Source organism: Desulfosporosinus nitroreducens (assembly GCF_023897015.1).
GTDB classification, from domain to species: Bacteria; Bacillota; Desulfitobacteriia; order Desulfitobacteriales; family Desulfitobacteriaceae; genus Desulfosporosinus; species Desulfosporosinus nitroreducens.
The window spans coordinates 1-13,925 of sequence record NZ_JAMHFY010000015.1 but is presented as its reverse complement, the minus strand read 5'-3'; the positions used below and the strand labels follow the sequence as shown (position 1 = coordinate 13,925).

Below are 13,925 nucleotides of genomic sequence, written 5' to 3'. Positions count from 1 at the left end.
AACTTAGAATTGATCGAAGCTATCCATTTTATACTACTAGTATATTTAGTAGGTGAATTAAAATTCTGAATTTTATCAAAAATATTACTATATTGTTAAAATATCACTTTCTTAACCATTGATCAAGAGCAAATTTATTAGTTTCACGATTTAAGTCTGCCAAGCTGGTTGTCAGGGGTATCTCCTTTGGACAGGCACGTACACAGTTTTGCGAATTGCCGCAATCAGCGATTCCACCTTCATCCAGCAACGCCGCCAATCTTTCATGTTTATTCATTTCACCCGTAGGATGGGTATTAAACAGACGAACTTGAGAAATAGCAGACGGACCTATAAACTTAGAACGTGAGTTGACTTGTGGACAGGCTTCCATGCAGCATCCGCAGGTCATACACTTAGATAATTCATAGGCCCACTGTCGCTTCACTTCAGGCATCCTAGGGCCTGAGCCCAAATTATAAGTCCCGTCAATAGGGATCCAAGCATGGACTGTTTTCAAGTGATCGAACATGATCTGCCTGTCAACCATTAGATCGCGTACTAAGGGAAATTTGGTTAATGGTTCAAGAACAATCGGCTGGTCAAGTTGGTCTACCAGTGCTGAACACGCCTGCTTACCCTGTCCATTAATATTCATGGTACAAGCTCCGCAAACTTCCTCTAGACAGTTACATTCCCAAACCACCGGGGTCGTCTTTTTACCAGATGCGGTAACCGGATTTTTCTGAATCTCCATTAAACAAGAAATTACATTTGACTTTTCACGATAGGCTATTTCGAACTCTTCCCAATGGAAGGGTTTATTTGGTCCGTCCTGGCGGCGGATTTTCAAACGTATAGTTTTTTGCTCAGCCATCTTAAACCCCTCCTATTTATCAATATCGTAACGACGGGCACGCAACGGAATCAATGAGACATCAACTGGTTCATAACTTAGTTCTGGGCCGCTCGTTGTCCACGTAGCAATGGTTGTTTTTAACCAGTTTTTATCATCTCTTTCTGGATAATCCGGCTTATAGTGAGCCCCTCTGCTCTCATTACGGTTTAAAGCTCCTAAGGCTATGACTCTGGCTAATTCCAGCATGTTCCAAAGTTGCCGAATAAACGTTCCTTCCTGGGTTCCCCATTCGATGTTGTCACTTCTTCCGATATTATGCCAACGTTTCATGAGACTTTGAAGCACAGCGTCTGTTTCAGCTAATTTATCGTTATAACGTACGACAGTAACGTTCAGAGTCATAATATCACCAAGTTCTTTATGAAGAAGATAAGGGTTTTCCGGCCCTTTCATAGCCTGTATCTTAGCCCATTGATCAACTTGATGTTTCTTTTCTTTCTGAAACGCCGGCTCATGAATGCTAGGAGTCTGTTTTTTATTATTGTTCTTAATATATTCCATCACCTTCGGGCCAGCTACCATACCTCCGTAGATAGCGGAAAGCAACGAGTTAGCCCCAAGACGGTTTGCTCCATGATACTGGTATTCACATTCCCCAGCAGCAAAAAGTCCCGGAATATTTGTCATCTGGTCATAATCCACCCAAAGACCGCCCATAGAGTAGTGAACTGCCGGAAAAATACGCATAGGCACTTTCTTCGGATCATCCCCAACAAACTTCTCATAGATTTCCAGGATTCCACCCAATTTAAGTTGCAGACGGTGCGGATCAATGTGCGACAGATCTAGATAAACCATATTTTCGCCATTAATACCAAGCCCCTTGTCGAAGACCACTTCATAAATCGCACGAGTCGCAATATCCCTTGGAACCAAATTTCCGTAAGCTGGAAACATTTCCTCAAGGAAATACCAAGGTTTCCCGTCTTTATAAGTCCATACGCGTCCACCTTCTCCCCGAGCAGATTCAGACATTAGCCTAAGCTTGTCATCACCCGGGATAGCAGTGGGGTGAATTTGGATAAACTCACCGTTCGCGTACTTCACTCCTTGTTGATATAATGCTGAAACTGCACTTCCGGTACAAATTGTGGAATTTGTGCTTTTGCCAAAGACCGCTCCCGGGCCTCCGGTAGCAATGATCACGGCGTCAGACGCAAATGATTCAATGCCCATATCTCGCAGATTTTGAGCAACGATCCCTTTGCAATCCCCTTCATCAAGCACAACCGAGAGTAATTCCCAGTGTTCGTATTTTTGAACTAATCCTTCAACCTCATAACGTCGAACTTGCTCATCGAGCGCATAGAGAAGTTGCTGACCAGTTGTAGCCCCGGCAAAGGCTGTCCGACAAAACTTTGTTCCACCAAAACGGCGAAAATCAAGAAGCCCCTCAGACGTTCGACTAAACATCACTCCCATTCTGTCCATCAAATGGATAATTCCTGGCGCTTCATCGCACATGGCTTTTACGGGCGGTTGATTAGCGAGAAAGTCTCCTCCATAAATTGAATCATCAAAGTGATTCCATGTAGAGTCTCCCTCTCCTTTGGTATTGACTGCTCCGTTAATTCCCCCTTGGGCACAAACGGAATGCGACCGTTTGACAGGCACTAAAGAAAATAAGTCGACGTGCGTACCAGCCTCGGCCATCTTAATCGTGGCCATAAGTCCTGCTAAGCCGCCTCCCACTACGATGACTTTACTCATCCCCTGACCCTCCACTCTTTCATGTCAATTTTGTGCAGATGATATTGATACCGGTGTCTAAGCAATTTGCTATTATTTTAGAAAAGCAAAGATATCCGACATTCCGATTGCAGACAGGAGAACAAAAACAACTCCTAACGTATATAACCAAACTTTCTGTGAATGCGGTCCAATGGTCAAACCCCATGTAATCGCAAAAGCCCATAGACCGTTAGTGAAATGAAAGATTGAGAACAATACGCCCAAAACGTAAAAGAGCAGTCCCAGAGGCTGACTCAAAAATTGTGACAACGCTGAAAAATTTGCTTCTCCGAAACGCAAAAGATAAACATGAATAATTACAAAGACAAAAGTGTAAAGACCAGAAATTCTTTGGATAATATAGAACCAATTTCGGGCGTATTTATATCTTAAAATATTGGCCTGCCCGGTATAGACCACCCATGTTCCATATATCGCATGCACGGCGATAGGTATAAATATGACGACAAGTTCAATAATGAAAATCCCCGAGAAACTCTGCATGGTACTTATAATCAGGTCATACTGTTTTGCCCCCCCAAGGGCTGTTAAATTAAGAATCAAGTGAAAGGTCAGAAAGAATCCGATTGGCACCAAACCTAAAATAGAATGAACTCGTCGAATTAAAAAGTGGTAAGGGCTTTGTGTCGTACTCATATTCTCAATCCTCTCTTCCGAACTCATTTGTCGAGTAATTCAAGTATTTTTTCTGTAGAGTGAACATCTTTGTCTAATCCTCCATTTATGTTTTTGCTTCTATATCTATAGATAGCAATCTCCGTGCCAAATAGATAGAATATAATCACTTTTCTGATTTTTATTAGTAAAAATTTTTTTATCCTTTTGTTTAGCTGATTCCAGTTATACTTTGAAGTAATATAATTTTGATTCAAAGTACAACTGCAACTTTAAATGAATAGCTGGCAACAAAATAGTTTATAAATTCTAGAATCTATAAAAGATAGTTCTAAAAATTATAATAGTAAATTATATATTTTTGTACCTAGGTCATCATCTTCAGTTTATTATAAAGAGTTGCCAAGGAGATCCTTAAGGCCTTAGCTGCTTGCTTCTTTCCTTCTACAGAGTTACCATAACGCTCCAAGGCCATGCGGATTAGTTGCTTTTCCATTTCTTCAATGGGGATAAGTCCTTCGATTGTATGCTCTTGCTGTGAGGTTAAAGGAAAATCCACAAGATTAAGGAGTTGTTTATGGGTAATTATTTCTTCATCTACCGTTACCATAGCCCGTTCTATGACATTTTGAAGTTCACGAATATTGCCTGGCCAGTCGTATTGCATTAACACTTCTTCTGCTCGTGTTGTTAGTCCTTTAACGTGTTTTCCAAACTTTCGGTTAAACTTAGCTATAAGGGAATGCACATAAGCTGGAATATCATCCTTATGATTTCGAAGTGATGGCAAACGCAATTCTAAAACATTGAGACGGTAATAAAGATCTTCTCGAAAATCCCCTTGTTTGACCATCTCGAGCAAATTGCGATTAGTTGCAGCAATTACGCGAACATCCACTTTGATTGTTTGTGACCCACCTACCCTTTCAAACTCCATTTCCTGGATGACTCGCAATAACTTAGCTTGTAAATAAAGGTTCATATCACCAATCTCATCTAAAAAGATGGTTCCACCATTAGCTAACTCCATCTTTCCCAGTTTTGTTTTCAACGCCCCTGTAAATGCACCCTTTTCATGTCCAAAAAACTCACTCTCGAGCAGTGTTTCCGGAATAGCAGCACAGTTGACCTTGATAAATGGTTTGTCAAGACGCAAACTTGTGCCATGAATTGCGTGAGCAAACAACTCTTTTCCAGTACCGGATTCTCCTGTAATAAGAATTGTTGTATTGCTTTTGGCAGCCTTTCGAGCCAAATCCAAAGCGCTTTCGAATTCAGGATGACTTCCAATTAGATCATCAAAGGTATACGAGCTGGTGGAGATCTGATTAATGCGGGTTTGTAAATCGTCAATCACTCGATTGGATGCTTTCAACTGTTCCATTAATTTATAGATATCCGTCAGAGGTTGAAAAACGACGACAGCACCTTCCATTTTGCCTTCAACGACTATTGGAGATGCATTAGCGACTACCTCTACATTAGCTCCTCCGACAACTGCACGATGAGCAAATACTGCTTCATGCGTACGAAGAGAGCGAGCTAGAGCACCATTGGGAGAGACTTCAAAAATATTGTTGCCTATTCTGCGACTTGCGGGAATTGAAGTTACGCGACTAAACGACGGGTTGACATATTTGATGCTCCCATCAATACCAGCTACTTCGATGGCTTCCTGGACAGAGTTCAGAATAGCATCGAGTTCGCCTTTTAAACGTTTAATATCCGCTAACTTTTCCTTTTCTTCAATAAGAGACATCATTAGATTAGCTCCTTGAGCTTCAATCACTGCACAAGATTTTTCTTTATCTCGTTCTATTTGTTTTTGAACATCTTCAATTCCCGTAGCCTCAATAATTACATCAAGATTGGGGACCTTTAAAAAGTCTCGAAGGGATAAACAAGTAGATATGCCATCAAGCTGTGCAATCTTAATCCCCTGAGCATTTTCACGACAATCACATACTGCTGTAATCTCAATATGTTCTATGCTGCGTAACGTCTTATAAATGGATGCCCCCCCTTGGCCCATTCCAACAATACCTACTTTTACTTTATGAGCCATCAGTTAAACCTCCAAAATATTCAACGATACTTTTATTCACTGCATTTTCTTATTAAAATTATTCGATCCTTAGGCTTAAAATCCTGCTGTTATTTTGTAATTTTTAGAATTATTCGACATATTGATCATCGGATACATCTAATAAAATTTCGCCTCTTCTTAAGGTGAAATCTCTTGAAAATACAAACCCGGTCGTTAATACGACCAGGTTCAGCGACTTGTTAGCTTTTTGCCTGACGGCCTAACGAAAGCTTTAAATAAGGCGTCTATGGGAATAACAATTAATCCATTAATACGCGTGGGATATAGAGCGACAGCTCGGGGAAAATAACAAACAGGATCATTGCGGCAATCATCAAAACTATAAAAGGAATGACCCCTCTAACAACTTCTCCTAAAGGTTCCCTAGCCATTGAACTGACAACAAATAGATTTAAGCCTACAGGCGGAGTGATCATCGCTAATTCCATATTTACAGTCATGACAATAGCAAAATGAATCGGATCAATGCCTAATTGCTTAATAATCGGTAATAAGATTGGCAAAGTAATTAAAATAACCGATACTGCTTCTAAGAAAGTGCCCATTACAAAGAAAACGAGTTGAGTGACCATAAAAAACAAGAAAATATTTAGATTTGCATTACTTATCCAATCAGCGACTTTATTAGGTATTTGATTATTTGTTAAATAGAGTGCAAAGACTAAAGCTGCAGCGATGATCAGAAAGATCATCGAAGATGTATTTATTGTTTCCCTTAAAATCCCACGAATGTCTTTAAAGTGAAGTTCTCGATATATGAAGATGGAAACAACTAGAGTATAAAAGACGGCAACCACCGCTGCTTCTGTCGGGGTACAAATTCCAGAGTATATACTTCCTAAAATAACCACAGGCAACAGAGCCGCAGGTATGGCCTTTAGAGAAGCCTTCCATCGTTCAGACCAAGTGTATTTTTTCCCATGCCCATAGTTGTGCTTTTTAGCATAGATTATGGCAGAAACTACTAAGATACTTCCTAAAATCAAACCAGGTATTACTCCAGCCATAAACAACTTTCCAATTGATTCATCCGCAGTAACACCATAAACAATCAAAGGTATGCTGGGTGGAAGCAATATACCAAGAGTCCCGGCTGCTGCAATTAGTCCCATTGCATAGCGTTTTGGATAACCGCCTGCCACCATAGCCGGAAGCATTATAGCTCCGATGGCTGCCGCAGTCGCAGGACTAGATCCAGATATCGCTGCAAAAATCATGCAAGCCAAAATAGTAACTACAGATAACCCCCCGGGTAAATGCCCAATCCAAGACCGCAAACTCTCAATTAAGTATTTTGAGACTCCCCCGCGAGACATCAAAACTCCAGCTAAAATATAGCCTGGTATCGCCATTAATGTCGCCGAATTCAGTCCAGCGAACATCCGTTGAGGAATCATCATTAAATTAAACGTTTCCGTAGTGACAATAAGCGCAATTGTCGACATTGCCAAGCTTATGGCAATAGGAACGTTCAATAAGAAGAAAACAACGAAAAGCATAAACAATAACGCTACTAACATCTTATTACATCCTTTCCGCCACTTTACCGGCCCCGCCGGTATTACGTGAAGCTTCATAGAGTTTGATTACAAAGCGAAACGTTAATAGTGCTCCAGTCAGCGGAAGAATACTGTAAACCATATACAGAGGAATTCCTACGTCTGTAGACACTTGCCCTGTATTGTGCGTGAACGAGACCAATTTATAGCCATAATAACCCAGGAAAAGACTGAACGTGATTCCAACCGTATGTGCAAACAAGGTTACATAGTACTGCACCCTTTTCGACAAGACATTAAATAACATATCTACCTTGATGTGATGATCATTGCGCAAGGCGACACTTGTGCCAATTAACGTCCCCCAGATAATCATGTATTGAGAAATCTCATCAACCCAAGAACGTGCATCATTAAACACATAGCGCATGATAACCCCGTAGAAAATCATCGTAACACCAACCGAAAGCAGGCCCCCAGAAACGATGTCCTCCAAGAATTCAAAGACTCGCCAAAACTTTCTCATTCATTTCACCTCAAATCTTATGCGATCACACTGGGATAACTTTTGATAAAAAAGGGTTCTCGCAAGAAGAACCCTCTTTATCTCTTTAGAATTCGAAGAGACTTGCCTTATTTCTGTCCGGCTTTAATGGCAGCATCGATTAACTCTTTGCTGAGGACACTTTCAAATTGGGCATAAACTGGTTTCATCGTTTCTCGGAAAACTCCCAGTTGAGCAGGAGTTAGCTCTGTGAACTGCATTTTCCCACTATTTTTTAGGTTATCCATACTTTTTTTATCAAGAAGTTCTGCTTGTTCAACTGCATATTTGGTTGCTTCAGCCATCGAATCATCTAATGCTTTGCGGATATCCGGCTCTAGTCCTGACCAAAAACTCTTATTGACAATGATCATATAATCGAGCCGGCCATGATTTGTGACTGTAAGATGCTTTTGAATTTCTTGATATTTCTGAGTATCAATATTATTAAAGGTATTCTCTTGTCCGTCCACCGTGCCTTGTTGCAGGGCAGCATAGGTTTCACCAAAAGCAATGGTCGCAGAACCAGCTCCTAACGATTTAAACTGAGCTTCCAAAACTTTTCCTGCCTGAGTTCTGAACTTTAAACCTTTAAAATCTTCCGGGCTTACTAATGGACGCTTATTATTGGTAAATTGCTTAAAGCCATTTGGCCAGACAGCTAACCCTTGCAGATCATATTTATCTAAGGAATTCATGAGTGCTTTCATTTGATCTGAAGCAAAGAATTTATAAACAGCTTCATTATTTGGGAATAAGAACGGAAGATCAGTATATTGGAATTTGGGGTTCAACCCGACTAATTTTGTAACTGATGGTGCAATGATTTGCACATTACCTGACTGAGCTGCCTCCAATTCCTCCTTATCTCCATAGAGCTGAGATGAGGGATATACTTCGACTATTACTTTTCCATTCGTTTTTTGTTCTGCTAATTCCTTAAACTTTAAAGCTGCCTGCCCCTTTGGGGTATCGGGAGTCACAACATGAGCAAATTTAACGATGATCGGTTTCACTTCTTTATCCCCAGCGGTAGTAGCGGGCTTTCCTCCACATCCAACTAAAGAAAGTGTTAAGACAAGCACAGTGCTTAACGCTAAAGCCATTGGTTTTTTTCTAAACATTTTCTCTCCCCCTCTTATTTATTCATACAGTCATTACCTGAATTTCTATGTTCCGTTACCAGCCTCACCTCCCAATCTAATTTTTAAAATCTTCTCTTTCGGCTCACTCCATTTCTTTACTTAATTTCTTTACTTCGGTAAGAAATTCTGACCCATTTTCATTTTCAAATTTGGTATAAACAGAGGAGAAGTCTTTTTTCCAAATCACTTTTTCCTGAGGGGTTAAAGAGTAGATATTGAGCATCTTCGATTTTTTAATTTCCTCTAATTGTTCTCTGTCTAATTCTTTCGCAGTCTCTCTTTCCCAAAGTGTTACTTCTGACATAGTTTTCTCTATAAGTTCACGTGCTTGACTTGGCAGTTGATCCCAAAAATCCGCATTCACGATTACGGCGTACCCCATAAAACCATGTTGACTGAGGGTTAAATATTTCTGAACTTCGCTGAATTTTTTTGTATAAATATTGGAAATAGTATTTTCTTGGCCTTCCACGCTGCCTTCTCTTAAGGCCTCATATACATCATTAAAGGGAAGAATAATAGCATTTGCTCCAAAATTGAAAAATTGTTCCTGCAAAATCCCCGGAGACATGACTCTAAACCTTAAGCCTTTTAAATCACTGAGTTTGATAATTGGATGAATGTTATTTGTTAGATGTTTAAAGCCGTTATCCCACATGGCCAGTCCACGCATATTTTTCTCTTCTAACTGCTCAAGTAAGGTTTTTCCCAGGGGACCGTCCATTATTTGATGAACACTTTCAAGATCAGAAAACAAATACGGAAGATCCCATATCTGCCACTGAGGAAATAGTTGGGACATCTTAGAGGTGGCTGGAGCAATCATTTGTACATCTCCCCTACTTAAAGCCTCGAATTCTTCGCCATCTTTAAATAATTGGGAGTTCGGAAAAACTTGAACTTCAATTGAGCCCCGTGACCGTTCCTTAATGAGCTGGGCAAAGCGTATGGCGGCCAGTCCCTTAGGCGTATTTTCCTCAACAACATGTGAAAACTTAATGACTATTTTTTCTTCCTTATTGACTTGCTGCCCATCTACAATTCTGTTACTACAACCCGATAATCCTAGAAAAAGGATCATCATTAAGCAAATCCAGCTCTTCCTAGCCATATGGTACGATCCCTTCATTTATTAGTTTGAATGTTTTTAGTTTATTTTATATTCTGATAATTCACAATACTTTAGGTCCTTTTGATATTTATGGTCTTATTGGTCAAAAAGTAAAATTGTACCTAAAGTACAATTTTATATTTGTTGATAGGCCTGCCTACCGATCCATATTGAGTTTCCAGTATAACTCTCTCATTCTTTTCCAGATACTCTAAATACCTGCGTGCTGTAACTCGCGCCAACCCAACACCTTCAGCCACTACCTCTGCCGACAGCCCTACACGGCTCTCTTTAAGAAAGTTATAAACTTGTTGAAGGGTAATTTCTCTTAATCCCTTTGGTAATTCCTCCCTGATCCGATTAGATGGATTTTCCTGACTAGGGAGAATTTTAATCAACCTGTCCAGATCCTCTTGATTCATTTCTCCGCGATTTCTAAATTGCTCCGAGTAAGTCCGATAATTGTTTAAGGCTGTATTGATCCGTTCAAATTTAAAGGGTTTTATGATATAGTCTACAACTCCAAAACGCAAACCTGCTTGAACTGTTGCAACATCTTGAGCTGCAGTGATTAAGATAATATCTGTGGGAATCCCTTGACGCCGTATCTCTCGAAGAATCTGAATTCCATTGAAATCAGGCAGGTAAATATCTAAAATGACTAAGCGAGGCCGCAGCTCTTGAATAATTTCGAGTGCTCGCTTCCCTGTTTTTGCTTTACCACAAATTCGAAATCCACCGATTCTTTTAATAAATCCTTCATTGACCTCCATTACCATGGGATCATCTTCTACTAAGACTAAGTCAATAGGATTCATTTTTGTCACCCTCCTAACGAACTTCAAATTAAGTGTTCCTACCGTCACTAGAACTTTTGCGAATAATTAAGAGGGATCTTCACTCCAAAGCGCGTACCCCAGCTTCCTGACTCCAGATCCAGGGTACCTCCAAGCCTTTCGATCGTCTGTTTAACTAAGGGCAGACCAATTCCTCGATTCCCAGTTCCTTTTGTTGAAAATCCCCACTGAAATATCTTAGCTTGGTTCTCTGGAGTTATCCCTCCCCCAGTATCCTCGATACTAAGAATCAATTCTGTCTCCTCTTGTTTGATACGACAGTGCACTTCACATAACGCCTTTCCCACCACCGCTTCCATGGCATTTTCCAGTAAGTTCCCTAAGATAATTGTTAGCGAGTTAGTATCCAAGGTCTCAGGTAACTCCCCTAAGCAGGAATCCTGATCAAAAAAGACGTCAACTTTAAGTTCTTTACCACGGTTGTATTTCCCTAAAAGTAAGCCAGCCACACTTGGATGTTTCATCTTATGGCTTAAGAATCTCGTAACTTCTTGTTGTTCCTCAGTCACTTTGTAAACGTAATCCATAGCTTCTTGAGCCTTATTTAGCTGAATCAACCCTGAAATAGTGTGCAATTTATTTAATGATTCATGATTTTGGACTCTTAAGGCTTCTATAAAGGTCTTAACTCCCGTTAATTCCTCAGCCATTTTACGCACTTCTGTTTTGTCTTTAATTGTAATGACATGCCCTACGATCTGATCGTTAACCTTCACCTTTAGAAAATTAATAAGAACCCACGTTTGATTAAGGAGCAGTTCCGTGGTTTCCGAAGAACTGTTTGCTTCTAGAAGGTCAGCAAGAACATAAAGCACTTCCAAATCATCTAAACGAACTCCTAGAACCTTTCTATTTATACCAGCAATTCGATAAGCTTTATCATTAATCACCGTAATGCGGTTTTCGATATCTAATGCTACGACCCCTTCATCCATGGATTGGAAAATAGCTACACGTTCTTCTAGTATCCTGGCAATCTCATTAGGTTCAAGGGAAAACATATTCTTTTTTATGTTTCTCGCTAAATAAAATGAGCCTATGATTCCAAGCGCTAATCCTACTAACAAGGAAGAATAAAGTTGGATTCTTAATGTACCCACTATATCTCTAATTGTCGGCACGAGAATTCCCACCGCTACTACTCCAACTTGTCGGGTTCCTTCATCAGTCAGAACTGGCACAAACGCACGTATTGATGGGCCCATTACCCCAACCGCTTGAGAAAGATATTCTTTTCTTTCTAAGGATGGTCCCTCGTCTCCATCATTAAAAACAGTTCCTATCCGATCTAAATACGGATGAGAATAACGCATTCTTTCCATATTAAAGATCACTATATATTCAACTCCAGTTGCAATTCGTATTCGCTCAGCAAGCGGTTGAATCCACTTAAAGCCTTCTTGCTTATTTAGATTTTCTTGAACTTCCTGTAATTGAGCCACAGTACGAGAGATTGCCATAGCCCTATGTCCAATCTCTTGTTCCATCTTACCCGAAATACGGTTGACTATAACCACTCCAGCTAAAACCACAGACAATAAAACTAAAATAAAAGAGAGGATAGCAATTTTCGTTCCCAATTTTAAATGAGGTACTTTCAAGAACCGCTCTCCTTTCTTTGATATTTCTGAATATACATATTAATTCGTCAATTCAATTAAAATCCCTTCTAAATATTGGCCTGTAATCTCTTCAAATTTTATACTGTATACATATAAATTTTTCTCTTGTCAACGGTTCAATAAAATGTTAAGTTTATATCATATTCAAATAGAGCAATGACGCTCTTTGAAGATTTATTGTATAATCTTTGAGGGGAGCGTTTTTTTGTTTTTTACAAAAAAGCTAAAACTAGAAGGAGGCAATGATCAATGGATATTTTTGGGGAAAACGTCTTTAGTGACGCAATAATGAGAGAGCGTTTACCAAAAGCTACTTACAAATCTTTACGCAATACAATTGAAGAGGGACTCCCTCTAGACCCTGATGTAGCTGAAGTTGTGGCCAACAGTATGAAAGATTGGGCCATTGAAAAGGGAGCAACCCATTTTACCCATTGGTTTCAACCTATGACCGGAATCACTGCGGAAAAGCATGATTCTTTCATCTCTCCTACCCAAGATGGCCGCGTGGTTATGGAGTTTTCTGGTAAGGAATTAATAAAGGGTGAGCCGGATGCATCGTCCTTCCCAAGTGGCGGGATTCGCGCTACGTTTGAAGCAAGAGGTTATACTGCTTGGGACTGTACATCTCCAGCCTTTCTTAAAGAAGATGGCGGTGTCTTAACCTTATGTATTCCAACAGCCTTCTGCTCATACACTGGTGAAGCACTCGACAAAAAAACCCCTCTCTTGCGCTCTATGCAAACCCTCTCTACACAAGCTTTGCGTTTATTACGACTCTTCGGCAATACAACCTCTACCCGTGTCACCAGCACAGTCGGTGCAGAGCAAGAGTATTTTCTCGTTGACAAGAAATTCTTCGACCAACGTATGGACCTTATGCTCACAGGCCGGACTCTTTTCGGAGCGATGTCAGCAAAGGGGCAAGAACTTGAAGATCATTACTTCGGTAGTTTAAAAGCTCGGGTAGCTGCCTTTATGCATGACTTAAATATTGATTTATGGAAGCTGGGCGTTCTTGCCAAAACTCAACATAACGAGGTGGCTCCAGGACAATTTGAGTTGGCTCCTATATTTGGAACAACAAATATTGCCACCGACCACAACCAAATTGTCATGGATACCATGAAAAAAGTTGCCCTGCGTCATGACATGGTTTGCTTGCTTCATGAAAAACCCTTTGCTGGAGTCAATGGGTCTGGCAAGCACAACAACTGGTCAATGTCCACCAACGATGGACTTAACCTCTTGGATCCCGGTAAGACTCCCCATGAAAACTTGCAATTCCTAACGATTTTATGTGCTATTGTTAAAGCTGTTGATGATTATGCAGAATTACTGAGATTTTCAGCAGCCACTCCCGGAAATGACCACCGACTTGGTGCAAACGAAGCCCCTCCAGCCATCATCTCTGTTTTCCTAGGCGAACAACTCTCAGATATTTTTAAGCAGTTGCAAAATGGGGAAGTCACTCGTTCCCTTCAAGGGGAGAGATTAGCCAGCGGTGTAATCACCCTGCCCGCCTTCCGTAAAGACTCTACAGACCGTAATCGCACTTCCCCCTTCGCTTTTACCGGCAACAAATTTGAATTCAGAATGGTAGCATCTTCTCAATCCATCTCAGGTCCTAACGTAGTACTCAATACTATATTTGCTGAAGTCTTCTCCCAATTTGCAGATCGCCTCGAAAAAGCAACCGACTTCGATCAAGCCCTCCTTGAGCTTCTTAAGGAGACAGCTACTAAGCACAATCGAATCCTCTTCGATGGAAATGG

Annotated in this window: 11 protein-coding genes; 1 reads left to right on the top strand and 10 read right to left on the bottom strand. The window is 40.5% G+C overall.

Annotation, left to right across the window (positions count from 1 at the left end):
- Positions 1-103 precede the first annotated feature (103 nt).
- The 10 genes from sdhB to M8E35_RS16095 form a co-directional block, all read right to left on the bottom strand.
- The gene (gene sdhB, locus M8E35_RS16140) at positions 104-856 is read right to left on the bottom strand and encodes a succinate dehydrogenase iron-sulfur subunit (protein WP_073031505.1); all 753 of its coding nucleotides are present in this window, start codon (positions 854-856) and stop codon (positions 104-106) included.
- Positions 857-868: 12 nt separating this feature from the next.
- On the bottom strand, positions 869-2,608 hold the full coding sequence (gene sdhA, locus M8E35_RS16135) for a succinate dehydrogenase flavoprotein subunit (RefSeq protein ID WP_252470240.1): 1,740 nt from the start codon (positions 2,606-2,608) through the stop codon (positions 869-871).
- Between the two features lie 72 nt (positions 2,609-2,680).
- Entirely contained in the window at positions 2,681-3,286 is a 606-nt protein-coding gene (locus M8E35_RS16130) for a succinate dehydrogenase/fumarate reductase transmembrane subunit (RefSeq protein ID WP_252470238.1), read from the bottom strand.
- A 346-nt stretch (positions 3,287-3,632) separates the two neighbouring features.
- Complete coding sequence (locus tag M8E35_RS16125; protein ID WP_252470236.1) at positions 3,633-5,330, bottom strand: sigma 54-interacting transcriptional regulator; 1,698 nt, start codon at positions 5,328-5,330, stop codon at positions 3,633-3,635.
- A 281-nt stretch (positions 5,331-5,611) separates the two neighbouring features.
- Entirely contained in the window at positions 5,612-6,892 is a 1,281-nt protein-coding gene (locus M8E35_RS16120) for a TRAP transporter large permease (RefSeq protein ID WP_252470234.1), read from the bottom strand.
- 4 nt (positions 6,893-6,896) lie between these two features.
- On the bottom strand, positions 6,897-7,397 hold the full coding sequence (locus M8E35_RS16115; protein ID WP_252470233.1) for a TRAP transporter small permease: 501 nt from the start codon (positions 7,395-7,397) through the stop codon (positions 6,897-6,899).
- A 107-nt stretch (positions 7,398-7,504) separates the two neighbouring features.
- Complete coding sequence (locus tag M8E35_RS16110) at positions 7,505-8,539, bottom strand: DctP family TRAP transporter solute-binding subunit (RefSeq protein ID WP_252470232.1); 1,035 nt, start codon at positions 8,537-8,539, stop codon at positions 7,505-7,507.
- A 103-nt stretch (positions 8,540-8,642) separates the two neighbouring features.
- Positions 8,643-9,671, bottom strand: coding sequence for a DctP family TRAP transporter solute-binding subunit (locus M8E35_RS16105; protein WP_252470231.1), 1,029 nt, complete (start codon positions 9,669-9,671; stop codon positions 8,643-8,645).
- A gap of 122 nt (positions 9,672-9,793) precedes the next feature.
- Positions 9,794-10,489, bottom strand: coding sequence for a response regulator (locus M8E35_RS16100; protein WP_252470230.1), 696 nt, complete (start codon positions 10,487-10,489; stop codon positions 9,794-9,796).
- 47 nt (positions 10,490-10,536) lie between these two features.
- Positions 10,537-12,129, bottom strand: a complete 1,593-nt coding sequence (locus M8E35_RS16095; RefSeq protein WP_252470229.1) for an ATP-binding protein — start codon at positions 12,127-12,129, stop codon at positions 10,537-10,539.
- A gap of 270 nt (positions 12,130-12,399) precedes the next feature.
- Between M8E35_RS16095 and M8E35_RS16090 the strand changes: the two genes are divergently transcribed.
- Positions 12,400-13,925 (top strand): glutamine synthetase III family protein (locus tag M8E35_RS16090; protein ID WP_252470228.1); only part of this gene is annotated, 1,526 nt, incomplete at its 3' end.

Excerpts from the sequence above, each read along its gene's own strand:
- sdhA (WP_252470240.1), bottom strand. The coding sequence starts at position 2,608 with ATGAGTAAAGTCATCGTAGTGGGAGGCGGCTTAGCAGGACTTATGGCC.
- M8E35_RS16110 (WP_252470232.1), bottom strand. The coding sequence starts at position 8,539 with ATGTTTAGAAAAAAACCAATGGCTTTAGCGTTAAGCACTGTGCTTGTC.
- M8E35_RS16115 (WP_252470233.1), bottom strand. The coding sequence starts at position 7,397 with ATGAGAAAGTTTTGGCGAGTCTTTGAATTCTTGGAGGACATCGTTTCT.
- M8E35_RS16105 (WP_252470231.1), bottom strand. The coding sequence starts at position 9,671 with ATGGCTAGGAAGAGCTGGATTTGCTTAATGATGATCCTTTTTCTAGGA.
- M8E35_RS16125 (WP_252470236.1), bottom strand. The coding sequence starts at position 5,330 with ATGGCTCATAAAGTAAAAGTAGGTATTGTTGGAATGGGCCAAGGGGGG.
- M8E35_RS16100 (WP_252470230.1), bottom strand. The coding sequence starts at position 10,489 with ATGAATCCTATTGACTTAGTCTTAGTAGAAGATGATCCCATGGTAATG.
- M8E35_RS16120 (WP_252470234.1), bottom strand. The coding sequence starts at position 6,892 with ATGTTAGTAGCGTTATTGTTTATGCTTTTCGTTGTTTTCTTCTTATTG.
- M8E35_RS16130 (WP_252470238.1), bottom strand. The coding sequence starts at position 3,286 with ATGAGTACGACACAAAGCCCTTACCACTTTTTAATTCGACGAGTTCAT.
- sdhB (WP_073031505.1), bottom strand. The coding sequence starts at position 856 with ATGGCTGAGCAAAAAACTATACGTTTGAAAATCCGCCGCCAGGACGGA.